The sequence below is a fragment of the Quadrisphaera sp. RL12-1S genome, assembly GCF_014270065.1.
In the GTDB taxonomy this organism is placed as follows: Bacteria; Actinomycetota; Actinomycetes; order Actinomycetales; family Quadrisphaeraceae; genus Quadrisphaera.
This window is the reverse complement of the sequence record NZ_JACNME010000004.1, coordinates 428,265-450,283: the sequence shown is the minus strand read 5'-3', so window position 1 is coordinate 450,283 and position 22,019 is coordinate 428,265. Positions and strand designations below refer to the sequence as shown.

Genomic DNA, 22,019 nt, shown 5'->3' with positions numbered 1-22,019 from the left:
GGTCCTCCTGGGGTGGTCCGCGCCGGTGGAACGCGGGGTGACGTGGGGTGACGTGGGCTGCTGGTGGGCCGGCGCTCAGGCGGGCAGGCGGGGCACGGCGTCGACGAGGCTGCGGGTGGCCGCGTGGCGGGGGTCGGTGAGCACGTCGTGGGTGGGCCGGTCCTCGACGAGGCGTCCGGCGTGGAGCACGGCGGTGCGTCCGCACAGCGCGGCGACGGCGGTGAGGTCGTGGCTGACCAGCAGCAGCGCGGTGCTCTCCCGCGCCCGGGCGAGGGCCTCGACCACGTGCTCGCGCAGCGGGGCGTCCAGGCCGCTGACCGGTTCGTCGGCCAGCAGCACGCGGGGCCGGGGCGCGAGCGCCCGCGCCACCGCGACGCGCTGCGCCTGCCCACCGGAGAGCTGGCACGGCCGGTGGGCGTGCAGCGCCGCCTCCACGCCCACGGCCTCGAGGCACTCCGCGGCGCGCTCGGCGGCCGCGGTGCTGCTGGCGGGCCCGCCGGTGGTCCTACGGGTGGTGCCGGGGCCGCACAGGCCGAGCCTGACCAGGGGCTGGGCCACGGCCTGCAGGGCGGTCGTCCGGGGGTCGAGGCTGGCGGCGCCGTCCTGGGGCACCAGCTGGACCGCGCGGCGGTACCAGCGCAGGGCGCTGGTGCGCCGGTGCGGGCGCACGGGCCGCAGCAGGTCGCCGTCGTCGTCGCCGGCTGCCGCCGCGCACACGGTGCCGGCGTCAGGTGCCTCCAGCGCCAGGAGGACCCGCAGCAGGGTGGACTTGCCCGCCCCCGAGCTGCCGACCAGGGCCACCGCCTCGCCGCGGTGGACGTCGAGGTCCACCCCGTCGAGCACGGTGCGCGCGCCCCCGGGCCCCCGGTAGCGGCGCACCACGCCGCGGGCGCGCAGCAGCGCCTCCCCCCTCCCGCTCACCGCCCGCTCACCGAGGTCCTGCGGCGCCGATGGGCAGCGCCCGCTCGGCGCGGCGGGCCGAGGCGACCAGGGCGCGCCCGGCGGGGCTGGTGGGGTCTGCGAGCAGCGCGGCGGTGTCGGCCTCCTCGACCACGCGGCCGTGCGCGACCACCACCACCCGCTCGCACAGCTGCGCCGCGACGGCGAGGTCGTGGGTGATGAAGAGCAGCCCGGGCTGGCCCGGGCCGCCGGTGCGCTCGCGCAGCAGCTCCACGACGCCGGCCTGCGTGACCACGTCGAGGGCGGTGGTGGGCTCGTCGGCCACGAGCAGCGGCCCGGGACGGGCGAGGGCGAGGGCCAGGCAGACCCGCTGCCGCTGGCCGCCGGAGAGCTCGGCGGGCCGGGCGGCCGCGGCGGTGGCGGGGTCGGACAGGCCGACGGCCGCGAGCAGGTCGAGGGCCTCGGCGAGGGCGGCGCGGCGGCCGGCGCCCAGGGCCCGCAGCGGGGCCGCCACCTGGGCGCCGACCCCCACGAGGGGGTGCAGCGCGCGGGACGGGTCCTGCCCGACGGCGCTGGGCCGGCCGTCGCGAGCACGACGGGAGGCGGGCACCCCGAGGACCTCCTGGCCGCCCACCCTGACGGACCCGGCCACCTGCACCCCGCGGGGCACCCTGCCGAGCACCGCGCCCGCCGTGAGGGACTTGCCCGAGCCGGAGGCGCCGACCACGGCCGTGCGGGCGCCGGGCGCCCCGGCCTCGGGGACCACGAGGTCGACGCCGCGCAGCAGCTCCCGGCCCGCCGCGGCGGCCGTCAGCGCACGGACCCGCAGCACCTCCACGCGGGAACAGTAACGGTTCTCGTTTGCTCGTCACCGCCGGGGTGCCACCCGAGGACCCGCGCCCCGGGGCCCCTCTCAGCGCACCCTGTTCAGCGCACCCTGTTCAGCGCACCCTGTTCAGCGCACCCTGTTCAGCGCACCCTGTTCAGCGCACCCTCTTCAGCGAGCCCCCGTCAGGGCCACCGCCGCGGCCCACCGCTCAGCCGTCAGCCGCGCCGCGGGAGAGCCCGGGCCGCGCACGGCCGGTGACGCGTGCGCCCGGCCCAGAGCCACGAGGTCGACCAGCAGGGCGTGGAGCCGGTCGTCCACGTCAGGCCGACCGGTGTCGGCCAGAGCGCCCACCGCGAGCGCGACGAGCTGCGGGGCGGAGCGGCGGGCGAAGTCCCTCGCCCGCGCACTGGGGCGTCCGCGGCGGCGCGGGCGGTTCTCCTCCACGAAGCGCCGGGCCCATCGCTGCGCGCCGGGAGCACGGCGCAACGCCGCCTCCGTCTCCGGCTCGAGGTGGTCCTCGTCGCGGCCGTCGAGCTCGGCGAGCACGCCGTCGCACGTGAGCACCGCCACCGCCAGCACCCGCTGGCGCGGCTCGGCGGCCACCGGGAGGGCGTGGGCGGCCGCCGCGCGCACCAGCAGCGGCGCGAGGCGGGGGTCGTCGCTGGTGAGGCCCACGACGTCGGGGACCAGCGCGCCCAGGCGGGGGCGGGCGGCGTCGCTGGTGCGGTCGTTGACGCAGCGGGCGGCGGTGGCGAGCAGGGGGTCGGTGCAGGAGGGGTGGTCGCTCCAGCGCTCCCCCGCCAGGAAGGAGGCCACCTCCATGAAGCAGGCACCGCCGCGGGGGCTGCGGTGCCGCCCGGCGGACAGGACCGGCAGGACGTCGGGGGCCGTGTGGAGGGCCGTGTCGAGGGCCGCGGTGCGCGGCGCAGGACGGGAACCGGGGCCGTGCAGCGCACCCGTGCTCACGGGCCACCTCCGCGCTCGGGGGTCTCTCGGGGGGTCTGACGGACGACTCGCGCTCCCATGGTGCACCCGGACGGGCCGCGGCGGCAGTCCGAGCGGGCGACTCCCCGCAGGGCGTGCGGCCCCGGTCGCGCCTAGGGTCTGGCCGTGAGCAGCACCGCCGACAGCAGCGCCGAGCACTCCGAGCACTCCACGCCGGGCGTGTACTCCCAGCCCGGGCAGGAGTTCACGCGCGACACCCGGTACATCACCGACCGCATCACGAGCGCGGCCGGGGACGCCGGGGGCACGGCGGGGTCCGGCCCCGTCGAGGACGGCGACGGCGTCCTGCGGTGGCCCGTCGAGGCGGGCCGCTACCGCCTGGTGGCGGCGCGCGCCTGCCCGTGGGCCAACCGGGCGATCATCGTCCGCCGCCTGCTGGGTCTGGAGGACGCCATCTCGATGGGGCTGTGCGGCCCCACGCACGACGAGCGCAGCTGGACCTTCGACCTGGACCCGGACGGCCGGGACCCGGTGCTGGGGTACGAGCGCCTCCAGGAGGCGTACTTCGCGCGCTTCCCCGACTACCCGCGCGGCATCACCGTGCCGGCGCTGGTCGACGTGCCGTCGAGGGCCGTGGTCACCAACGACTTCGCGCAGATGACGCTCGACCTGTCCACCGAGTGGACCGAGCACCACCGCGACGGCGCACCGGACCTCTACCCCGAGCACCTGCGCGACGAGATGGACTCCGTCATGCGGCGCGTCTACACCGAGGTCAACAACGGCGTCTACCGGTCCGGCTTCGCGGGGTCGCAGGAGTCCTACGAGGCCGCCTACGACCGGCTCTTCACGGCGCTGGACTGGCTGGAGGAGCGGCTGACCTCCCAGCGCTACCTCGTCGGCGACACCATCACCGAGGCCGACGTGCGCCTGTTCACCACCCTGGCGCGCTTCGACGCCGTCTACCACGGCCACTTCAAGTGCAACCGCAGCAAGCTCTCCGAGATGCCGGCGCTGTGGGCCTACGCGCGGGACCTGTTCACCACGCCCGGGTTCGGCGACACCACCGACTTCACCCAGATCAAGGCCCACTACTACCGGGTCCACCGCGACATCAACCCCTCCGGGATCGTGCCGGCGGGCCCGGACCTCGCGGGCTGGCTGGAGCCGCACCACCGCGAGCAGCTGGGCGGTCGCCCGTTCGGCGACGGCACCCCGCCGCCGCCGGTGCGCCCGGACGAGCGCGTCCCGTCCTCGGCCACGCCGCTGAGCTGACGCCGCCCAGCTGACCCAGGACCGAGCTGACGTGGCGCTGCGCCGCACCCTCGTGCTGGCGCCCGAACCGGCCTCCGCGCGGCTCGGGCGCGTCGCCGCCGCCGAGCACCTCGCGCGGGCGGGGGCCGGGACCGCCCTGACCGAGGCCGTCGTCCTGGTGGTCTCCGAGCTGGTCACCAACGCCGTGCGGCACGCGCCCGGCCCGCTGGAGCTGCTGATCGAGGCGGACGCGACGTCGGCGTCGGTGGGGGTGCTCGACACCTCCCAGGTGCACCCCGAGCTCGTGGCGCCCTACGACGGCGGCGGCCGGGGGATGCTCGTGGTGACGACCCTCGCCGTCCGCTGGCACGTCGAGGAGGTCCCGGGCGGCAAGGTGGTCTGGGCGCACCTGCGCGCCGGCTGACGACGGCTGGCGTCAGGGGGAGTGGAGCGCCACCAGGCGCGCGGCCCCCTGCTGCAGGCCCCTCCAGGGGACGTCCAGCTGCAGGACGACGGCGGAGCCGGTGCTCACGCCGGCGAGGACCTGCGCCGCGAGCCGCCCGGCGGAGCCGTCACCGGCCAGCGCCGAGGCCGCCCCCGAGATGACGGGCTCGTGCCCGACGACCACCAGGACGCCCACCTCCTCCGGCGTGCCCGCCACGAGGTGGACCAGCGCCGAGGAGGAGGTGTCGTACAGCTCCGGCTCCTCGCGCACCGTGCCCGGGCGCAGCGCGGGGGCCATGGCCTCCCAGGTCTGCGCCGTGCGCAGGGCTGAGGACACCAGCACGAGGTCCGGCTCGCCCAGGCCCTGCTGGGCCAGCCAGGCGGCCGTCGAGGCCGCCTGGCCGGCGCCGCGGGGCGCGAGGGCGCGGGAGTGGTCGGTGCCGTCGGCGGAGCCGACCTCGGCCTTGCCGTGCCGCACGAGCACCAGGCGGTGCAGCGCTGTGCCCGGCCGGTGCCCGTCCGTCACGGCTGGCCCGGACCGCTCAGGCGCCGACGGCGTGGACGCCGCCGTCCACGTGCACGATCTCGCCGGTGGTCTTGGGGAACCAGTCGGACAGCAGCGCCACGCAGGCCTGCGCCGGGGGCACCGGGTCCTTGACGTCCCACGCCAGCGGGGCCCGCTCGCTCCAGACGCTCTCGAACGCCTCGAAGCCCGGGATCGCCTTGGCGGCGGTGGTGCGGACCGGGCCGGCGGCCACGAGGTTGCAGCGCACGCCCTCGCCGCCCAGCTCGCGGGCCAGGTAGCGGCTCACGGACTCGAACGCGGCCTTGGCCACGCCCATCCAGCCGTACACCGGCCACGCCAGCGACGCGTCGAAGGTGAGCCCCACCACGCCGGCGCCCGGCGCCAGCAGCGGGCGGCAGGCCACCACGAGGGACTGCAGGCTGAACGCAGAGACCTGCAGCGCAGTGGCGACGTCACCCCACTCGGCGGACAGGAACCCGTCGCCCATGACCGCCTGCGGCGCGAACCCGATGGAGTGCACCACGCCGTCCAGCTGCGCGCCCTCGCCGAGCTGCTCGGTGATGCGGCCGGCCAGGGCACCGAGGTCCTCAGCGCTGGAGACGTCCAGCTGGACCACCGGCGCCGGCTGCGGCAGCCGCCGGGAGATGACCTCGGTGATGCGCATCTGGCGCCCGAAGCTGCTGAGCACCACGGTGGCGCCCTGCTCCTGGGCCAGGCGCGCGACGTGGAACGCCATCGAGGTGTCCGTGAGGACCCCCGTGACCAGCAGGCGCTTGCCCTCGAGAAGTCCAGCCATCAGTGACCCATCCCCAATCCTCCGTCGACGGGGACGACCGCCCCGCTGATGTACCCGGCGGCGTCCGAGGCCAGGAAGGCCACGACGCCGGCGACCTCGTCGGTCGCGCCGAAGCGGCCGGCCGGGATCGCCTTCTGGTAGCTCTGCTGCTGCGCCTCCGGCAGCGCGTCGGTCATCGCGGTGCTGATGTAGCCGGGCGCGACGACGTTCGCGGTGATGCCGCGCCCGCCCAGCTCCCGGGTCAGCGAGCGGGCCAGGCCCACGAGCGCGGCCTTGCTGGCCGCGTAGCTGGCCTGGCCGGGCGAGCCGTACAGGCCCACCACGCTGCCGATGAGCACGATGCGGCCGCGCTTGAGGCGCACCATGCCCTTGGCGGCGCGGCGCGCGCAGCGGTGGGCGCCGCCGAGGTTGGTGTCCAGGACGGCGGCGAAGTCGTCGTCGGTGGCCCGCATCAGCAGCGCGTCCCGGGTGACGCCGGCGTTGGCCACGAGCACCTCGACGGGGCCGTGGGCCTCCTCGGCGCGCGTGAACGCGGCGTCCACCGACGTGGTGTCCGTCACATCCGCCTGGACGGCGAGCGCGCCCTCGGGCACGTCCTCGGGCCGTCCCGTGCGGTACGTGCCGACCACCCGGTCACCCTGGGCGACGAACGCTGCGGCGATCGCGCGGCCGATCCCCCGGTCAGCCCCCGTCACCAGCACGCTGCGGCCGTCCGGCACGCGCCACCCCCTGCTCCTGGGCCGGTGCGGCCCCCGTGGTCCCGTCAAGTCCCGCCAGACCGGTGCGGCGCGGGCTCGGTGTGAGCAGCGCGACGTCCGGCTCTCGCGGGCGCACGCTACCGGCACCCCCGACGTACGGTTGACCCGTGGCTCGCACGCAGACCCCGAGGTCGGACCGGCGGAGCAGTTCGTCCACCCCGTCGATCACGTCCGTCGGGCGCTCCCACCAGCAGGACATCAACGCCCGGATGCTCAAGTACAGCATCACCATGGGCATCCGGATCCTGTGCTTCGGCCTCATCTTCGTGCTGCCCGGCGCGTGGCGGTGGGTCGCGGCGGTCGGCGCGATCTTCCTGCCCTACGTGGCGGTGCTCATCGCCAACGCCGGTCGCGAGCGCCTGCCCGTCGCCTGGGGCTCCGGCCGCTCCGTGCGCGACGTGCCCTCGCCGCACCGCGAGGAGGCCGTGGCCGAGCCGGCGGCCCTGCGCCCCGTGACGGTGGTCCGCGGCGAGACCGTCGACAGCCCCACCGACGGGCCGGGGCGCTCGGCCGACCGGGTGGCACCGGAGGCGGCGTCCCCGGCGCGCAGCGCCTCCCAGGACGACGACGACCCGCCGCAGGCGCGCGCCAGCTGAGCCCTGCCCGACACGCCGGTGACGGAGCGTCACCGACGCCTGCCGACGGGTGGACGTCCGTCGTCCCGTGTCCACCGGTGGGGTGACATCGGAGCCGCAGTGCTGCGCGCGCCTCGTCATCACGGCCAAGATCGCACCCGGTGCGAGGCGTCCCCCCGTCGACTCGCACCAGGCGCCGGGCGGACCCCCACCGCCCGGCGCCCCCACCGGCCGCCCGCAGGTGTTCACCCCCGGGCAACCCACAGGCCTTCCGGGGTTCCCCCGGGGCCGAGCGGGTGCGACCATGGGGCCATGGCCTTCGAGCTGCACGAGCCCGCACCGGACCTGGTCTGCAGCGCACGGGGGTGCAGGGCCGGCGCAGCCCACGCGCTCCTGTGGAACAACCCCCGCCTCCACACCCCCGAGCGGCGCAAGACCTGGCTGGCCTGCGGCGAGCACCTCGACCACCTCTCCGCGCACCTGCAGGTGCGCGGCTTCCTGCGCGAGGTGGAGGCGGTCTCCGCGACCGCTCCGCTGGCCGCGCAGCGCACCGCCTGACCCGCGCCTGACCCGCGCCTGACCCGCACCTGACCCCCGCCCCGCTCCGGGGGCCGGCCCCCGGCCTGGCCTGCGGCGGCGGGCGCAGGGAGCACCCAGCCGGGCGCCGTACCGTGGTGGCGTGCACCGGCTGCTGCTGCAGCGGCGATGGCTGAGGGCGATCGCCCTCGCCCTCCTGTTCACGCTGGCCTGCCTGGCGCTGGCCCGGTGGCAGTGGGACCGCCGCGCCGAGCGCGTCGCGGCCATCGAGCTGGTGCGCTCGAACTACGACCGCTCCCCCGCGGCCCTGGACGCCGTGCTCCCGGCTGGCGCGGCCTCCCTGCCGGCCGAGCGCACGTGGACCCCCGTGGCCGTCAGCGGCCAGTACCTGGCGTCCTCCACGCTGCTCGTGCGGCACCGCCAGCACGGTGACGACGGATACGGCTACGAGGTGCTCGTCCCGCTGCGCCTGGACGACGGGCGCGTGCTCGTGGTCGACCGCGGCTGGCTCGCGCCCGACCCGGCCACGGCGGACGCCCCGTCCGCGGTGCCCGCGCCCCCGCGGGGCACCGTCAGCGCCGTCGTGCGGCTGCGCCCCTCGGAGCCCGTCGACGGGCGCGGCGCGCCGGCCGGGCAGGTGCAGGCGGTCGACCTGCCCGGCACCGTGAGGGCCGGCGTGGCGGCGTCCGCGGGCGCGGCCACGGCCCAGCGGCTCGTCACCGCCGCCTACGGCGAGCTGGAGGACGGCACGGAGCAGCCCGCGCCGTCGGCGAGGCCGCCAGCGGCGCCGCTCGAGCCGAGCCAGGACGAGGGTCCCCACCTCGGGTACACCGTGCAGTGGCTGCTGTTCGCCGTGGGCGCGTGGGTCTTCCTCGTGGTCCACCTGCGCCGCGCGGCCTACGAGGCCGACGTCGCCGCCGGGCGGCGTGAGCGCCGGGCGGAGGTGGTGGTGCGCGATCCGGACCGGGTCCCCACCGACGAGGAGGTCGAGGACGCCGCGGTCGAGGCGATGATCGCCCACGCGCGCCGGGAGGGCGAGCGCCAGCTGGGCCGCTGAGGGGCTCAGGCGGCCAGCGGGTCGTCGGTGAACTGGGTGCGGTGCAGCTCGGCGTAGAGGCCACCGCGGGCGACGAGGTCGGCGTGCCGGCCGCGCTCGACCACGCGACCGGCGTCGACCACGCAGATGAGGTCCGCCGAGCGCACGGTGGAGAGCCGGTGGGCGATGACGATGCTCGTGCGGCCCACCAGCGCCGCGTCGAGGGCCTCCTGGACGGCCCGCTCGGACTCGCTGTCGAGGTGGGCGGTGGCCTCGTCGAGGACCACCACGCTGGGCGCGCGCAGCAGCAGCCGGGCCAGCGCCACGCGCTGCTTCTCCCCGCCGGAGAGCCGGTGCCCGCGCTCGCCCACCACGGTGTCCAGGCCCTGCGGCAGGGCCCGGACCACGCCGTCGGCGCGGGCGGCGGCCAGCGCCGCCCACAGGTCGGCCTCGGTGGCGTCGGCGCGGGCGTAGAGGAGGTTGGCGCGCACCGTGTCGTGGAACAGGTGCGCGTCCTGGCTGACCACGCCCACGCGGCGGCGCAGCTCGGCCTGGGAGGTCTCGCGCACGTCGACGCCGCCGACGCGGACGGCGCCGGAGTCGACGTCGTGCAGGCGGGCCACGAGCGAGGCCAGCGTGGTCTTGCCCGCGCCGCTGCGGCCCACCAGCGCCACCACCTCTCCGGCGCGGGCGCGCAGGCTCACGCCGCGCACCACGGGACGGTCGCCGTCGTCGTCCTGCGCGGCGGACGGACCGGCCTGCAGCGAGGCCAGCGTCGAGACGGCCGGGTAGGTGAAGACGACGTCGTCGAGCTCCACGTCGAGCGGGCCGTCCGGCAGCGGGCGCGGGTGGGCGGGGTCGCGCACCGCGGGGGCCAGGTCGAGCACCTCGAAGACGCGCTCGAAGGAGACCAGCGCCGTCATCACGTCCACCTGCACGTTCGCGAGGCCCGTGATGGGCCCGTACAGGCGCGCCAGCAGGGCCGCCAGCGCCACGAGCGAGCCGGTGGTGACGGTGCCGCTGATGGCCAGCCACCCGCCCACGCCGTAGACCATCGCCGTCGCCAGCGCTGCCAGGGCCGTGAGCCCGGCGAAGAAGACGCGGCTGCTCAGCGCGGTGCGCACGCCCACGTCGCGGACGGCGGCCGCCTTGGCGCGGAACTCGGCGGACTCGGCGCCGTCGTCGCCGTAGGTCTTGACCAGCAGCGCGCCGGCCACGCCGAAGCGCTCCGTCATCCGCTCGCCGAGGTCGGCGTTGCGCTGCATCGCCTCGCGCCGCAGGCCGGCCAGGCGGCGGCCCACCCGGCGCGCCGGCAGCAGGAACGCGGGCACCACCACGAGCGCCAGCAGGGTGATCTGCCAGCTGAGCACCAGCATCACCGCCAGCACCGACACCAGCGTCACGGCGTTGGACAGCACGCCGGAGGCGGTGGAGGTGAAGGCCTGCTGCGCGCCCACCACGTCGCTGTTGAGGCGCGAGACCAGCGCGCCGGTCTGGCTGCGGGTGAAGAAGCCGATGGACTGGCGCTGGACGTGCTCGAAGACGGCGCTGCGCAGCTCGTAGATGAGGCCCTCGCCGATGCGGGCCGACAGCCACCGCTGCACCAGCGACAGCCCGGCCTCGGCCAGCGCCACACCGGCCACGAGGAGGGCCAGGACGACGACGACGGAGCGGTCGCCGGTGTTCACGCCGTCGTCGATGAGGTGGCGCAGCAGGAGCGGAGGGACGGCGACGAGAGCGCCGTCCAGGACCACGAGGGCTGTGAAGACGGCCAGGGGCCGCCGGTGGGGCCGGGCGAGGGCCGCGACGCGACGCAGCGTGCCCGGTGCGAGGCGGTGCTCGCGCACCGACCCGTCGCGGCTGAAGGACCGCATGGCGGCCCAGCCGCTGGTGCTGCTCATCGCTGGAGGTCAACCACCGCGACGCGCCAGGACTTCCCGCCCCCCTCAGGAGGTCCCGGCGCTGTGCCGGACGCGGGCCGCCACGCTGTTCGAGCGGACCCGCCTCCGGTGACGGCTCAGCTCGCCTTGCGGGAGCCCCGCGTCGCCCCACCGCGGCTGCGGAGGGAGACGTCGCTCTCGGTGAGGATGCGGTGCACGAAGCCGTAGGAACGGCCCGTCTCCGCAGCCAGGGCGCGGATGCTCGCGCCCTGGGCGTACTTCGCCTTCAGGTCGTCGGCGAGCGTGGTGCGCTCACCTCCGGTGATGCGAGCACCCTTCTTGATCACTGGGTTGTCACTCACGTGTCGTCCTCCTGAGTCGTCCTCGACCAGTCCCCTGCTGGCCGCGCCCATCCACCGCAGTGCTTCGACGGTGTCCGGAACGACCATGGTGCCCTCCATGGTGCGACCTCGTCACACCCGGTGCCACCGGCACCGATCTTCTCGCCTCCGATGATCCCCCGGGGGGCGGCGCGCCGGAACGGGACCTTGGTCCCGTTCCGGGCGTTCAGCCGCTGGTCAGCCGCCGGTCAGCCGCCGGTCAGGCGAGGGAGACCAGCTCGGCGTACTCGGGGCTCCACAGGTCCTCCTGGCCGTCGGGGAGGAGCACCACCCGTTCGGGCTCCAGGGCGTGCACCGCGCCCTCGTCGTGGGTGACCAGCACCACCGCGCCCTCGTAGCGCCGCAGGGCGTCCAGGACCTCCTCCCGGCTGGCCGGGTCGAGGTTGTTGGTGGGCTCGTCGAGCAGCAGCACGTTGGCCGCGCTCACCACGAGCATCGCCAGCGCCAGGCGCGTCTTCTCCCCGCCGGAGAGCACCCCGGCCGGCTTGTGGACGTCGTCCCCGACGAAGAGGAAGGAGCCCAGCACGCTGCGCACGCCGGTGTCGTCCAGGTCGGGCGAGGCCGAGCGCATGTTCTCGAGCACGGACCTGTCGACGTCGATGGTCTCGTGCTCCTGGGCGTAGTAGCCCAGCCGCAGGCCGTGCCCCGGCACCACGGCGCCGGTGTCGGGGGTCTCCACGCCGCCGAGCAGGCGCAGCAGGGTGGTCTTCCCCGCGCCGTTCAGCCCCAGGACGACGACCTTGCTGCCCTTGTCGATGGCCAGGTCGACCCCGGTGAAGATCTCCAGCGAGCCGTAGGACTTGGACAGGTGCTCCGCGGTCAGGGGCGTGCGCCCGCAGGCCGCGGGGGACGGGAAGCGCAGCTTGGCGACGCGGTCGGCCTGGCGCACGTCCTCCAGACCCGCCACCAGCTTCTCGGCGCGCTTGGCCATGTTCTGCGCCGCGACGGCCTTGGTGGCCTTCGCGCGCATCTTGTCGGCCTGGGCCATGAGCGTGCCGGCCTTCTTCTCGGCGTTGGCGCGCTCCCGCTTGCGCCGCTCCTCGTCGATGCGCCGCTGGTCGAGGTAGAGCTTCCAGCCGACGTTGTACAGGTCCAGCTGGGAGCGGTTGGCGTCGAGGTGGAACACCTTGGTGCAGACCGCCTCGAGCAGGCCGACGTCGTGGCTGATGACCACCAGCCCGCCGGAGTACGTCCTGAGGTGGTCGCGCAGCCAGACGATGGAGTCCGCGTCGAGGTGGTTGGTGGGCTCGTCCAGGAGCAGCACCTCGGCGTCGGAGAAGAGGATGCGCGCCAGCTCCACGCGGCGGCGCTGGCCGCCGGACAGCGTGCCCAGCGGCTGGGCGAGCACGCGCTCGGGGAGGTTGAGGTTGGCGGCGATCCGGTGGGCCTCGGCCTCCGCCGCGTAGCCGCCGGCGGCGGTGAACCGCGCCTCGAGCCGGGCGTACCGGTCCATGGCCTTCGCGCTCGCCACCGGGTCGTCCCCGGCCATCTGGGCCTCGGCGGCGCGCATCTTGACCACCACCGAGTCCAGGTCGCGCGCGGAGAGCACCCGCGCGATGGCGGACTGCTCGAGGTCGCCGGTGCGCGGGTCCTGCGGGAGGTAGCCCACGGGCCCGTCGGAGGTCACCGTGCCGCCGGCCGGCTGGGTCTCCCCGGACAGCACGCGGGTCAGGGTGGTCTTGCCGGCGCCGTTGCGGCCCACCAGGCCCACCCTGTCACCGCGACCGACGCGGAAGGTGGCCCCGGAGACCAGGAGGCGGGCGCCGGCGCGGAGCTCTACGTCAGTCGCTGTGATCATGTCCTGCCCATTCTAGGCGCCGCGAGGCTCCCCCTTGGGCGGCGCGGCGCCGTCTGCCAGGGTGTTCCCGTGTCCGTCACCGCTCCCCTCCCTGGTCGGCTGCCCCGTCGGGCCGTGCTGGCAGACCTCGTCCCCGCCGTCGGCGCCTCGACGCGCGTGCGCGACGCCCTGCTCGTGACCGGCGGCGCGCTGCTCACCGCGCTGCTCGCGCAGGTGGTGGTGCCGCTGCCCGGCACCCCCGTCCCCATCACCGGCCAGACGCTCGCGCTGGTGCTCGTGGCCGCCTCGCTCGGCCCGGTGCGCGGCCTCAGCTCGATGGGCCTGTACGCCGTGCTCGGCGCGGTGGGCCTGCCGTTCTACTCCGAGGCCTCCGGCGGCCTGCACGTGGTGCTGGGCGCCACGGGCGGCTACATCGTCGGCTTCCTGCCCGCGGCCTTCCTCATCGGCCTGGCGGCCCGGTACGGCGCCGACCGCCGCTGGTGGCGCGCCGTGCCGCTGTTCGCCGCCGGTCAGCTGGTCGTCTTCGCCGTCGGCGTCCCGTGGCTGGGCCTGGCCACCGGCATGAGCGCCGGTGAGGCCGTGGCCGCTGGCTTCACGCCGTTCCTCCTGGGCGGTCTGGTGAAGGCCGTCATCGCCGGCGTGGCGCTGCCCGGCGCCTGGAGGCTCACCGCCCGCCTGCGCGGCTGACCCCGTCCCGACCAGGCGGAAGACCCGCCCCCGGAGGTCCGGGGTGCGGGTCTTCTGCCTGGTCGCGCTGGCGAGGGGCTGCCGTCGAGGCCGCGGCAGGTCGCCGCTCAGGGGCTGCTCAGCGGCTGTTCAGGAGCTGCTCGGGTCCGCCTGACCGGCCTGGGCGCAGGCGGCCTGGAGCTGGGCGACCTGCCCCTCGTCGGGGCCGCCGTCGCCGAGGAGGCGGTCGGCCTGGGTGATGACGTCTCCCTGGACGCCGGCGGCCTCGGCGGCGCGCACCGCCGCGCGCATCTGCTGGAGGTCGGCGTCGGAGACCTGGCCGTCGGAGACGTAGCCGCACACCTGCGACAGCGCCGCGCCGCGGGCTGCGCCGACCGCCGCGGAGCTGGCGCCCTCCCCCGCTGCTGAGGCGATGTCCCCGGCGGTGGAGCAGGCGGCGAGACCGAGCACGAGGGCCGCTCCGGAGACGATGGTCATCACGCTGCGTGGTGTGGTGATCACCCGATCTAGGGTGCCAGACCGCGCGCGGCCCGCCTCCCCGGGCCGGTCGCCCGGACCTCGGCCGGCGGACGACCCCGGAGGGTCGTCACGACCGCTGGTCCACGCGCACGCGCACGCAGCGGGCGCGCTGCGCGGCGTCCACGAGCACCGCGCGTCGGGGGTCCGGCACGTCGAGCAGCGGCCCCCTCGGCAGGGCCGCCAGCCGCGGGCCGAGCGGTCCGGGGACCGCGTCGAGCACCGCGGCCACCAGCTGGCGGTCCCCGCCGGGCACGACCACCTCCGGTGACCGGACGGCGCGCCCCAGCAGCGTCCCGAGACCGTCGAGCGCGGCCGCGACCAGCCCGTCCGCCTGGTGGGCCCGCCGCCGGGCGTAGCGCTGCTGGCTCCACCCGCCGGCCGCCGTGCGCGACTGCACGTACCGCGTGCCGTGGGTCCCGTCCAGCAGCTCACCGCCGCGCGCCAGGCCCACGGCCCACCCGCCCCGGCGCACGAGCACGAGCAGCGCGGTCCGGTCGGCGGCGGCGTGCGCCGCCAGCGCGGCGACGCGCCCACCGTCGTCGTCCTGCACGGCGCCGGCGGACGACGACGGCCCGGGCGGGGCCGGCAGCGGCGGCCACGGCACCTCGAGGTCGGCGGCCTCGCCGTCCGGGGCGCGCAGCAGCAACCGCTCCGGCGCCTCCGCGAGGTCCACCGGACCGTGGGAGGCGACGAAGCGCTCGACCCAGCCGGTCAGGCGCTCCGGGGCCACCTCCACGAGCCGGCTGCTCACGCCACCCCCGCCGCTCGTGGTGCTGCCGGCGTGCAGGACCCCGCCGCGAGGCCCTCGGGCGGCCTCGAGACGGGGTCCTGCACGCCGGTGCGACCGCTCGCGGAGCGGCTCAGACGTTGAAGCCGAGCGCCCGGAGCTGGTCGCGACCGTCCGGGGTGATCTTCTGCATGTCCCACGGCGGCATCCACACCCAGTTGATGCGGTGGTCGTCGACGACGCCGGAGAGCACGTCGGCCACCTGCGCCTCGATCTCCTCGGTCAGCGGACACGCCGCCGACGTCAGGGTCATGTCGATGACCGCGGTGCGCGGCTCCTCCACGGTCAGGCCGTAGACGAGGCCGAGGTCGACCACGTTGATGCCCAGCTCGGGGTCGACGACGTCCTTGAGGGCCTCCTCGACGTCGGCGACGTCGACGTCGGACATCAGGCGGTCACCGGCGCGGAGGAGTCGAGGAAGCGGTCGTAGCCGTTCTCCTCGAGGTCGTCGGCGAGCTCGGGGCCACCCTCCTCGGCCACGCGGCCGGCCACGAAGACGTGGACGAAGTCGGGCTTCACGTACCGCAGGATGCGCGTGTAGTGCGTGATGAGCAGCAGCCCGGTCTCGCCGGTGGCGCCGACCCGGTTGACGCCCTCGGACACGATGCGCAGCGCGTCGACGTCCAGCCCGGAGTCGGTCTCGTCCAGGACGGCGACCTTGGGCTTGAGGAGCTCCATCTGCAGGATCTCGTGGCGCTTCTTCTCACCGCCGGAGAAGCCCTCGTTGACGTTGCGCTCGGCGAACGCCGGGTCCATGCGCAGCGCGTCCATGGCGCTCTTGACGTCCTTGGTCCAGTGGCGCAGGGACGGCGCCTCGCCGGACACGGCGGTCTTGGCGGTGCGCAGGAAGTTCGACACCGTCACGCCCGGCACCTCGACGGGGTACTGCATCGCCAGGAACAGGCCGGCGCGAGCGCGCTCGTCCACGCTCATGGCCAGCACGTCCTCGCCGTCCAGGGTGACCGAGCCGCCCGTGACGGTGTAGCGAGGGTGCCCGGCGATCGAGTACGCCAGGGTCGACTTGCCGGACCCGTTGGGGCCCATGATCGCGTGGGTCTCGCCCGCGCGGACGGTCAGGTCGACGCCGCGCAGGATCTGCTTGGCGCCGGCGTCGGGGGTCTCCACGGAGACGTGGAGGTCGCGGATCTCCAGGGTGGCCATGCGGTGCTCCTCAGGTCTTCAGTCAGGTCTTCGTCAGCGCAGCTCTGCGGAGGCGCCGATGTCGGTGGTCGCGTCCACGAGCACGTCGTCACCGTCGAGGGACAGCGCGTACACGGGGACGGGGTGGACGGCCGGCAGGGCGCTCGGGCGGCCGGTGCGCAGGTCGAACGCCGAGCCGTGCAGCCAGCACTCGATCCGGCAGCCCTCGACGTCCCCCTCGGACAGGGAGACCGCCTGGTGGCTGCACGTGTCCGAGATCGCGTGGAGCTGGCCGTCGTCGTCGCGGACGACGGCCACGGCCACCGCCCCCGACGGGGTCGGCACCTCGACGCGCAGCGCCCCCGGGTCGGGGACGTCGTGCACCGAGCACACGCGCACCATGCTCATCGACTGCTCATCGGCTTGCTCACCGGCCGCTCACCTCGAGCTCACGGGCGAGCGCCCGCGAGCTCCGCCTCGACGCCGTCGGCGACCGCCGGGACCTCGGAGGAGCCGGAGCCCTCGGCCAGCTCGAGCTCGGCCTCGATGGCCGCCATGAGCTGGTCGGTGACCGAGCGGACCCCGATCTGCTGGAGCACGTCGGCGAAGAAGGCGCGGACCACCATGCGGCGGGCCTGGTCCTCCGGGATGCCGCGGCTGCTCAGGTAGAAGAGCTGCTCGTCGTCGAAGCGGCCGGTGGCGCTGGCGTGGCCGGCCCCGACGATCTCGCCGGTCTCGATCTCCAGGTTGGGGACCGAGTCGGCGCGGGCGCCGTCGGTGAGCACGAGGTTGCGGTTCAGCTCGTAGGTGTCGGTGCCCAGCGCGCTCGCGCGGATGAGCACGTCCCCGACCCAGACCGCACGCGCGGTCTCGCCCTGCAGCGCGCCCTTGTACGTGACGTTGGAGCGGCAGTTGGCCGCCTCGTGGTCCACGAAGGAGCGGTGCTCCAGGTGCTGGCCCGCGTCGGAGAAGTAGACGCCCAGCAGCGTCGCGTCACCCCCGGGGCCGTCGTACCGGACGGTCGAGCCGACCCGCACCAGCGACCCGCCCAGGGTCACGACGACGTGCTTGACGGTCGCGTCACGGCCCACGAGCAGGTCGTGCTGCGCGAGGTGCACGGCGTCGTCCTGCCACTGGTGCACGCTGACCAGCACGAGGTGCGCGCCCTCGCCGACCACGACCTCCACGCCGCTGCCCACGTGGCCCGAGCCGGCGTGGTCCAGCACCACGGTGGCGCGGCTGTAGGCACCGGCCCGCACCACGAGGTGGCCGGCGGAGCGGGGGGCGTCGCTGGCGACGCGCACGAGCACGGGCTCGGCGAGGTCCGCCTCGGGGGCGATCTCGACGACGTCGACGGCGCCGGCCGAGGCGGCGTCCGCCCAGGCCACGGCGGCGGCGCGGTCACCGGGCACGAAGCCCTTCCCCGCGGCGCCCCCGCCGTCGGCGGAGCGGCGGTGCGTCACACCGTCCGCGGCGGAGACCTCCACGCGCAGGCCGGTCGCGCCGGCACCGGCCGGCTCGAAGAGGTCGCGGGCGCGGTCCACGGGGGTGAAGCGCCAGTCCTCCTCGCGCCCGCTCGGCACGGGGAAGTCAGCGACGTCGAAGGACGTGCGCCGCTCGGCGCGGTTGGTGGCCGGCACCCCCGCGCCGTGGCTGTGGGCGTTCAGGCCGTGCTGCGCCGGGGCGGACCCGACGGGCGAGCCGCCGTCGGGGACGGCGGGCGCGCCGGCGTCCGGCGCCGTGAGCGCCGCCGGGGCGCCGCCGGGGAGGTCCAGGGCGAGGTCCTCGCGGCCGGCGTCCAGGCCGCCGAGCCCGAGGGCGCCGTCGGTCTGGACGCCACCGCTGGTGGTGCCGGTGGCGCTGGCGGTGCTGTTGGACGTGTCAGCCATGCTCAGCCGACCGCTCCTTCCATCTGCAGCTCGATGAGCCGGTTGAGCTCGAGGGCGTACTCCATGGGCAGCTCGCGGGCGATCGGCTCGATGAAGCCGCGCACGATCATCGCCATCGCCTCGTCCTCGGCCATGCCGCGGCTCATGAGGTAGAAGAGCTGGTCCTCGGAGACCTTGGAGACGGTCGCCTCGTGGCCCATGGACACGTCGTCCTCGCGGACGTCGACGTAGGGGTAGGTGTCCGAGCGGCTGATGGAGTCCACCAGCAGCGCGTCGCAGCGCACCGTCGAGGCCGAGTGCCCGGCGCCCTCGAGCACCTGCACCAGACCCCGGTAGGAGCTGCGGCCGCCGCCGCGGGCCACCGACTTGGAGATGATCGAGCTGGACGTGTGCGGCGCCGCGTGCACCATCTTGGCGCCGGCGTCCTGGTGCTGGCCCTCGCCGGCGAAGGCGATGGACAGCGTCTCGCCCTTGGCGTGCTCACCCATGAGGAAGATCGCCGGGTACTTCATCGTCACCTTGGAGCCGATGTTGCCGTCGATCCACTCCATGGTGGCGCCCTCGGCGGCGGTCGCCCGCTTGGTGACGAGGTTGTAGACGTTGTTCGACCAGTTCTGGATGGTCGTGTAGCGCACGCGGGCGTTCTTCTTCACGACGATCTCGACCACCGCGGAGTGCAGCGAGTCGGACTTGTAGATCGGCGCGGTGCAGCCCTCGACGTAGTGCACGTACGAGCCCTCGTCGGCGATGATCAGCGTGCGCTCGAACTGGCCCATGTTCTCGGTGTTGATCCGGAAGTAGGCCTGCAGCGGGATCTCCACGTGGACGCCCGGCGGCACGTAGATGAAGGACCCGCCCGACCACACGGCCGTGTTGAGGGCGGCGAACTTGTTGTCGCCCGGGGGGATCACGGAGCCGAAGTACTCCTGGAACAGCTCCGGGTGCTCGCGCAGGCCGGTGTCGGTGTCCAGGAAGATGACGCCCTGGCGCTCGAGCTCCTCGTTGATCTGGTGGTAGACCACCTCGGACTCGTACTGCGCGGCGACGCCGGCCACGAGGCGCTGCTTCTCCGCCTCCGGGATGCCCAGGCGGTCGTAGGTGCTCTTGATGTCCGCGGGCAGGTCGTCCCAGCTGGCCGCCTGCTTCTCCGTGGACTTCACGAAGTACTTGATGTTGTCGAAGTCGATCTCGGACAGGTCGCTGCCCCAGTCCGGCATCGGCTTGCGGCCGAACATCTTCAGCGCCTTGAGGCGGGTGCGGAGCATCCACTCGGGCTCGTCCTTGCGGCCCGAGATGTCGCGCACGACGTCCTCGGACAGCCCGCGGCGCGCCGAGGCGCCGGCGGCGTCGGGGTCGGCCCACCCGTACTGGTAGGTGCCGAGACCGGCGAGCTCGGGGTTGCGGGCCTCGATGTCGTTGAGCTCGGGGCTGGTGTCTGTGCTCATGCGCTCCGTCCCTGGGTGGGGTGCGACGTCTGCGGGGTCTGCTGGCTGGTCTGGCTGGTCTGTGGGGCCTGGCTGGTCCGGTCGTCCTGGCTGGTGCGGGTGGTCGGGCTGCTCGGGCTGGTCGGGCTGCTCGGAGTGGTCGTCACGTGCGTGGTGCACGCGTGGTGCCCGGCCGCGAGGGTGGCCAGGCGGCGCACCGGGGCGCCGATGAGCCGGGCGAAGGCCTCCGTCTCCGCCTCGCACAGCTCGGGGTGGCGACCGGCCACCGCCTGCACCGGGCAGTGGCCCTGGACCAGCTGCACCGAGGTCGGCACCGGTGCCTGTCCCTGCGCCGCTGCGGTGGTGCGCGGGCTGCCGAGCACGGCGGTCCGCGCAGCGTAGCCGTCGACGGAGAGGGCCTGCGCCAGCGCTCCGGCGCGCGCGGCCGGCGCGGGGCCCGCGGCCTCCACGCTGTCGCGGTGGCGGGCCTCCAGCTCGTCCGCGCGCTGGCGGGCGAAGCGCTCCAGCGCCTCGTGGCCGGCCTCGCGCTCGAGCGCGCTGAGCGCGGCGGCGGCGAGGTCGTCGTAGGCGCCGGGTGCCGCGGCGTGGCCCGCCTGGGTGGCCACCCAGCCGCGGGCGGGGCGGCCGGGACCGCGCCCGGCGGCACCGGCGATCAGCGGCGCCTGGCGGACGAGGCCGTCGGCGGCGAGCGCGTCGAGGTGGCGGCGCACCGCGGCGGGGGTGATGCCCAGGTCCGCCGCCAGCTGCGCCGCCGTCACCGGACCGCGGGCCAGGACGGTGCGCGAGACGCGCTCCCGGGTGCTGGCCGCGGACAGCTCCGGCGCCGCCGAGGCGTGCGCGGCGCCCGGGGTCTCGGAGGTGGCCATGCTTTGCACAACACCATGGTGCCCTAATCCCCTTCCCCCGCGACGCGCCCGACCTCCCGTGAGCACCGTCACGCCCCCGGCCGGCCGCCCGCGGGCCGCGACCACGCAGCGACCAGGCGACGACCAGGCGACGATCACGCAGCGCGGAGACCGCTCCCGGGCCGACCTAGACTCCCGGACGTGCTCCCACCCCGCGGCGACGCCGCCGCCGCGCTGGTGGTGCGCGGCCTGGTCAAGCGCTACGGGCGCCGCACCGCGCTGGACGGCCTCGACCTGCGGGCGCAGCGCGGCGAGGTGACCGCCGTCCTCGGGCCCAACGGCGCCGGCAAGACCACCCTGGTGGAGTGCTGCACCGGGCTGCGCCGCCCGGACGGCGGCACCCTCGAGGTGCTCGGGCTCGACCCGCGCACCGACGGCCGCGCCCTCGCCGCCCGCACCGGCGTGCTGCTGCAGGACGGCGGCATGCCCGGCGGGGCTCCGGCGATGTCCGTGCTGCGCCTGGTCGCCGCCCAGCACGCCGAGCCGATGGACGTCGCCGCGCTGGCGCGCCTGCTGGGGATCGACGAGTTCGGCCGCAGCAACGTGCGGCGCCTGTCGGGGGGGCAGAAGCAGCGCCTGGCCCTGGCGTGCGCCGTCGTCGGCCGCCCCGAGCTGGCCTTCCTCGACGAGCCGAGCACCGGGCTGGACCCGCACGCCCGCGCCGTCGTGTGGGACCTGCTGGAGCAGCTGCGCGCCGCCGGCACGGCGGTCCTGCTGACCACGCACTCCATGGCCGAGGCCGAGCGCCTGGCCGACGCCGTCGTCGTCGTCCGCGAGGGCCGCGCGGTCGCCACCGGCACGGTGGCGCAGCTGACGTCCTCCGGACCTGAGGTGCTGCGCTTCGGCGCTCCGGCCGGGCTGCCGCTGGACGCGCTGCGCGCGGCCCTGCCCACCACGGTCGCCACGGACGAGGCCGAGCCGGGCCGCTACGAGGTGACCGCGCTGCAGCCGGGCGCCGTCGACCCGCAGGTGGTGGCCACCGCCGCCTCCTGGTGCGCCGCGCAGGGGGTGCTGCCCGAGGGCCTGGCCGTGGGCCGCCGGTCCCTGGAGGACGTGGTGCTCGAGCTGACCGGCGGGCCCTCGCGGTGGGCGGCGTGACCGGCGGGGAGGGCCAGGTGACGACGACGGCGGGCGGGCTCGTGCTCGCCCCGGGCGGCGGCGCCGCTCCGGCCGCCCGCAGGGTCGTGGCGCAGGCCCGCTTCGAGCTGGGCGTCCTGCTGCGCAACGGCGAGCAGCTGCTCGTGAGCCTGGTGCTCCCGGCCCTGGCGCTGCTCGTGCTGGCGCGCACGCCCGTCGGGGCCGTCGTCGTCCCGGCGTCGCTGGCGGGCTCGGCGCGCATCGACGTCGTCGCGCCGGGCGTCCTCGGGCTGGCCGTGCTGTCGACGGCCTTCACGGGGCAGGCCATCGCCCTCGGCTTCGACCGCCGCTACGGGGTGCTGCGCCTGCTGGCCACCACGCCCCTGGGCCGGTCCGGCCTGCTGCTGGGCCGGGGTCTCGCCGTGCTCGCGGTGGAGGCGCTGCAGGTGGTGGCGCTCGGCATCCTGGCGCTCGCGCTCGGGTGGCAGCCGCTGGCCGCGGGGGCGGCTGCGGTGCCGCTGCTGCTGGTGGCGCTCCTGCTCGGCACCGCGGCGTTCGCGGCGCTGGCGCTGCTGCTGGCGGGGACGCTGCGGGCCGAGGCCGTGCTCGCCGTGGCCAACCTCGTGTGGGTGCTGCTCGCCGGCGTCGGGCTGCTGGTGCCGCGCGAGGCCGCTGGAGCAGCGGGGCCGCTGCTGGCGGTGCTGCCGTCGGCGGCGCTGGGCGACGCCGTGCGCGCGGCCGCGCTCGACGGGGCGCTGGCGCTCGGGCCGTGCGCGGTGCTCGTGGCGTGGGCCGCGGTGGCCGGGGCGCTCGTGGTGCGCACCTTCCGCTGGAGCTGACCCGGCAGCCGCCGGGTCAGCTCTGTGGCGCACGCGACAGGCGCCCGGGGCG

The 22,019-nt window shown here is 75.9% G+C and carries 25 protein-coding genes; 8 read left to right on the top strand and 17 right to left on the bottom strand.

What is annotated here, in order from left to right; all coding sequences use genetic code 11:
• Positions 1-75: 75 nt before the first annotated feature.
• The 3 genes from H7K62_RS10680 to H7K62_RS10670 all read right to left on the bottom strand — a co-directional run bounded on the left by H7K62_RS10680 (position 76) and on the right by H7K62_RS10670 (position 2,695).
• Positions 76-921, bottom strand: coding sequence for an ABC transporter ATP-binding protein (locus tag H7K62_RS10680; RefSeq protein WP_186717889.1), 846 nt, complete (start codon positions 919-921; stop codon positions 76-78).
• A gap of 7 nt (positions 922-928) precedes the next feature.
• Positions 929-1,738, bottom strand: a complete 810-nt coding sequence (locus tag H7K62_RS10675; RefSeq protein WP_186717888.1) for an ATP-binding cassette domain-containing protein — start codon at positions 1,736-1,738, stop codon at positions 929-931.
• Positions 1,739-1,897: 159 nt separating this feature from the next.
• Positions 1,898-2,695 (bottom strand): hypothetical protein, encoded by a 798-nt coding sequence (locus H7K62_RS10670; protein WP_186717887.1) that lies wholly within the window; start codon positions 2,693-2,695, stop codon positions 1,898-1,900.
• 144 nt (positions 2,696-2,839) lie between these two features.
• Between H7K62_RS10670 and H7K62_RS10665 the strand changes: the two genes are divergently transcribed.
• Positions 2,840-3,949 carry a glutathione S-transferase family protein gene (locus H7K62_RS10665; RefSeq protein ID WP_186717886.1) on the top strand — a complete coding sequence of 370 codons (1,110 nt, stop codon included), beginning with the start codon at positions 2,840-2,842 and terminating at the stop codon, positions 3,947-3,949.
• A gap of 31 nt (positions 3,950-3,980) precedes the next feature.
• On the top strand, positions 3,981-4,352 hold the full coding sequence (locus tag H7K62_RS10660; RefSeq protein WP_186717885.1) for an ATP-binding protein: 372 nt from the start codon (positions 3,981-3,983) through the stop codon (positions 4,350-4,352).
• A 12-nt stretch (positions 4,353-4,364) separates the two neighbouring features.
• Here the strand turns inward: H7K62_RS10660 and H7K62_RS10655 are convergent, their stop codons facing one another.
• Genes H7K62_RS10655 through fabG form a run of 3 tightly spaced genes read right to left on the bottom strand, consistent with a single transcriptional unit; the run spans position 4,365 to position 6,413 of the window.
• Complete coding sequence (locus H7K62_RS10655) at positions 4,365-4,898, bottom strand: SixA phosphatase family protein (protein WP_186717884.1); 534 nt, start codon at positions 4,896-4,898, stop codon at positions 4,365-4,367.
• A 16-nt stretch (positions 4,899-4,914) separates the two neighbouring features.
• Positions 4,915-5,694, bottom strand: coding sequence for an enoyl-ACP reductase FabI (gene fabI, locus H7K62_RS10650; protein WP_186717883.1), 780 nt, complete (start codon positions 5,692-5,694; stop codon positions 4,915-4,917).
• Positions 5,694-6,413, bottom strand: a complete 720-nt coding sequence (gene fabG, locus H7K62_RS10645; RefSeq protein WP_186717882.1) for a 3-oxoacyl-ACP reductase FabG — start codon at positions 6,411-6,413, stop codon at positions 5,694-5,696. The genes fabI and fabG overlap by 1 nt, the downstream gene beginning before the upstream one ends.
• 146 nt (positions 6,414-6,559) lie before the next feature.
• Between fabG and H7K62_RS10640 the strand changes: the two genes are divergently transcribed.
• The 3 genes from H7K62_RS10640 (at position 6,560) to H7K62_RS10630 (ending at position 8,621) form a co-directional block, all read left to right on the top strand.
• Positions 6,560-7,048, top strand: a complete 489-nt coding sequence (locus H7K62_RS10640; RefSeq protein ID WP_186717881.1) for a DUF3099 domain-containing protein — start codon at positions 6,560-6,562, stop codon at positions 7,046-7,048.
• A gap of 291 nt (positions 7,049-7,339) precedes the next feature.
• The gene (locus H7K62_RS10635; protein ID WP_186717880.1) at positions 7,340-7,585 is read left to right on the top strand and encodes an acetone carboxylase; all 246 of its coding nucleotides are present in this window, start codon (positions 7,340-7,342) and stop codon (positions 7,583-7,585) included.
• 121 nt (positions 7,586-7,706) lie between these two features.
• A complete protein-coding gene (locus tag H7K62_RS10630) occupies positions 7,707-8,621 on the top strand; it encodes an SURF1 family cytochrome oxidase biogenesis protein (protein WP_186717879.1) in 915 nt (304 codons plus the stop codon).
• Positions 8,622-8,626: 5 nt separating this feature from the next.
• Here H7K62_RS10630 and H7K62_RS10625 read toward each other — a convergent pair whose 3' ends face one another.
• From H7K62_RS10625 to H7K62_RS10615, 3 genes are all read right to left on the bottom strand, one after another.
• On the bottom strand, positions 8,627-10,501 hold the full coding sequence (locus tag H7K62_RS10625; protein ID WP_186717878.1) for an ABC transporter ATP-binding protein: 1,875 nt from the start codon (positions 10,499-10,501) through the stop codon (positions 8,627-8,629).
• A 116-nt stretch (positions 10,502-10,617) separates the two neighbouring features.
• Positions 10,618-10,842 (bottom strand): helix-turn-helix domain-containing protein, encoded by a 225-nt coding sequence (locus H7K62_RS10620; RefSeq protein WP_211319646.1) that lies wholly within the window; start codon positions 10,840-10,842, stop codon positions 10,618-10,620.
• A 238-nt stretch (positions 10,843-11,080) separates the two neighbouring features.
• Entirely contained in the window at positions 11,081-12,679 is a 1,599-nt protein-coding gene (locus tag H7K62_RS10615; RefSeq protein WP_186717877.1) for an ABC-F family ATP-binding cassette domain-containing protein, read from the bottom strand.
• A gap of 69 nt (positions 12,680-12,748) precedes the next feature.
• Here H7K62_RS10615 and H7K62_RS10610 point away from each other — a divergent pair, with 69 nt between their 5' ends.
• Positions 12,749-13,366, top strand: coding sequence for a biotin transporter BioY (locus tag H7K62_RS10610; RefSeq protein ID WP_186717876.1), 618 nt, complete (start codon positions 12,749-12,751; stop codon positions 13,364-13,366).
• A 129-nt stretch (positions 13,367-13,495) separates the two neighbouring features.
• On the opposite strand, the gene H7K62_RS10605 is transcribed toward H7K62_RS10610, so the two are convergent.
• The 8 genes from H7K62_RS10605 to H7K62_RS10570 all read right to left on the bottom strand — a co-directional run bounded on the left by H7K62_RS10605 (position 13,496) and on the right by H7K62_RS10570 (position 20,012).
• The gene (locus tag H7K62_RS10605) at positions 13,496-13,867 is read right to left on the bottom strand and encodes a hypothetical protein (protein ID WP_186717875.1); all 372 of its coding nucleotides are present in this window, start codon (positions 13,865-13,867) and stop codon (positions 13,496-13,498) included.
• Between the two features lie 85 nt (positions 13,868-13,952).
• The gene (locus tag H7K62_RS10600) at positions 13,953-14,636 is read right to left on the bottom strand and encodes an acVLRF1 family peptidyl-tRNA hydrolase (protein WP_186717874.1); all 684 of its coding nucleotides are present in this window, start codon (positions 14,634-14,636) and stop codon (positions 13,953-13,955) included.
• A 109-nt stretch (positions 14,637-14,745) separates the two neighbouring features.
• A complete protein-coding gene (locus tag H7K62_RS10595; protein ID WP_109775562.1) occupies positions 14,746-15,060 on the bottom strand; it encodes a metal-sulfur cluster assembly factor in 315 nt (104 codons plus the stop codon).
• On the bottom strand, positions 15,060-15,833 hold the full coding sequence (gene sufC, locus H7K62_RS10590; protein ID WP_186717873.1) for a Fe-S cluster assembly ATPase SufC: 774 nt from the start codon (positions 15,831-15,833) through the stop codon (positions 15,060-15,062). The genes H7K62_RS10595 and sufC overlap by 1 nt, the downstream gene beginning before the upstream one ends.
• A 33-nt stretch (positions 15,834-15,866) precedes the next feature.
• Positions 15,867-16,220, bottom strand: coding sequence for a non-heme iron oxygenase ferredoxin subunit (locus H7K62_RS10585; protein ID WP_186717872.1), 354 nt, complete (start codon positions 16,218-16,220; stop codon positions 15,867-15,869).
• 41 nt (positions 16,221-16,261) lie between these two features.
• Positions 16,262-17,701 carry a Fe-S cluster assembly protein SufD gene (gene sufD, locus H7K62_RS10580; RefSeq protein ID WP_222437365.1) on the bottom strand — a complete coding sequence of 480 codons (1,440 nt, stop codon included), beginning with the start codon at positions 17,699-17,701 and terminating at the stop codon, positions 16,262-16,264.
• Between the two features lie 2 nt (positions 17,702-17,703).
• Positions 17,704-19,146, bottom strand: coding sequence for a Fe-S cluster assembly protein SufB (gene sufB, locus H7K62_RS10575; RefSeq protein WP_186717871.1), 1,443 nt, complete (start codon positions 19,144-19,146; stop codon positions 17,704-17,706).
• The gene (locus H7K62_RS10570; protein ID WP_186717870.1) at positions 19,143-20,012 is read right to left on the bottom strand and encodes a helix-turn-helix transcriptional regulator; all 870 of its coding nucleotides are present in this window, start codon (positions 20,010-20,012) and stop codon (positions 19,143-19,145) included. Before H7K62_RS10570 ends, sufB begins: the two co-directional genes overlap by 4 nt.
• Before the next feature lie 180 nt (positions 20,013-20,192).
• Here H7K62_RS10570 and H7K62_RS10565 point away from each other — a divergent pair, with 180 nt between their 5' ends.
• Both H7K62_RS10565 and H7K62_RS10560 read left to right on the top strand, forming a co-directional pair.
• Complete coding sequence (locus H7K62_RS10565) at positions 20,193-21,149, top strand: ABC transporter ATP-binding protein (RefSeq protein ID WP_186717869.1); 957 nt, start codon at positions 20,193-20,195, stop codon at positions 21,147-21,149.
• On the top strand, positions 21,146-21,967 hold the full coding sequence (locus tag H7K62_RS10560; RefSeq protein WP_370591706.1) for an ABC transporter permease: 822 nt from the start codon (positions 21,146-21,148) through the stop codon (positions 21,965-21,967). Before H7K62_RS10565 ends, H7K62_RS10560 begins: the two co-directional genes overlap by 4 nt.
• The last annotated feature ends 52 nt before the right edge of the window (positions 21,968-22,019 follow it).